The sequence below is a fragment of the Hymenobacter agri genome (genome assembly GCF_054778495.1).
This window is the reverse complement of sequence record NZ_BAAGZM010000904.1, coordinates 1-1,252: the sequence shown is the minus strand read 5'-3', so window position 1 is coordinate 1,252 and position 1,252 is coordinate 1. Positions and strand designations below refer to the sequence as shown.

1 protein-coding gene is annotated in these 1,252 nt (G+C 66.9%); it reads left to right on the top strand.

Features of this window, described 5'->3' with window-relative positions; all coding sequences use genetic code 11:
- Window positions 1-256 precede the first annotated feature (256 nt).
- The coding region (locus ACYVDE_RS23245; RefSeq protein ID WP_460503906.1) for a hypothetical protein at window positions 257-1,252 on the top strand (996 nt) is incomplete at its 3' end.

Below are 1,252 nucleotides of genomic sequence, written 5' to 3'. Positions count from 1 at the left end.
GGCGGCCGGCACCGAGCGGACGATGCCGCTAGCGGGGCTGGCCGCCGGGGTGTACACTCTGCGCCTGCAAACGGCGGCGGGCCTCATCACCAAGCGCCTGGTGGTGGAATAACTGGTGCTGCAGCTGCGACCCTGCCCGCCCGGCAGTGCTTTGCCCGGCTGAGTTGGGGCAGGCTGAACCGATTATCTCGGGGCGGCCTGCGCTGGCTCAGCCGGGCAATGCTGTATCAGCTCTGTTTAACGACCGTTTTTCGCAATGAAAACAACTTGTAACGCCACTGGCCAAACCCTGCTTCGGGTGGGCACGCTGGCCCTGTTGACCGCAAGCGTGGCCCGGGCCCAACAATCCCGGGCCACCGACCAGCTCACGTTCGGCAACGCGGCTTCGGAGAAAAACCACCAGCTTACGGCCGAAAAAAGCCAGGTCATCGTCGGGGGCCTGCGTGAACCGGCCCGCACGCTGCTGCCGCTGGCCACGCCCACCTGGCAGGGCGGCAAGCTGACCTGCCGAATGGCGGTCGACCCGGCGGCCCAGAACTACGTCACGCTCCGCCTGTGGGGCTCCGACGTGAACCACAACCGCTTGGTGTTGCTCTGCGACGGCATGCAGGTGGGCTACCGCCACCTCGGCGATATCGACCTGCTGGACCTGGGCAGCGACGCCCCGCTCACCCAGGGGCGCTTTTACTACACCACCCTGCCGCTGCCGCGGCAAAGCACCAAGGGCAAGAAGAGCGTCCGGCTCACGCTGCAAAGCAACGGCCCCATCTGGGCCTACGGCCAAACCTGGGAAGCCTACCAAAAGCCCATGACGGAGCCCACCCGGGGCCTGTACGGCCTTTACACTCACCCCGAAGGCTTTATGCCGATTCCGGCCAGTGAAAAGCAGGGCACCGCGCCCCCGCCGGTCACGCGCCCGGGCCCCGGGCCGGAGGTGCTGGTGGCCCTTGAGCAGCGCGTGAACAAGGAACTGAGCGGACTGCTCAGGGCGGAAAAGCCGCTGAGCCAGGTGCAGCTGCAACTGCTGGCTAAGGCCTACGAAGTGGCGTGGTCGGTGGCGTACCACAACCCGGCCGTAGTGCCGCAGGTGCAGCGCGGACTGGATAATCTGTGCCAGGCCTACCGGCAGAATCCCCGTCTGGCAGAGTCTGACCCCGCAACGTACAACCCCGAGTGGTTTGGGCTGGGCATCTGCGGGCAGGTGATGGCCCTGCTGCACGAGCCGCTGCGGGCCGGGCTCGACCTGCCCCTG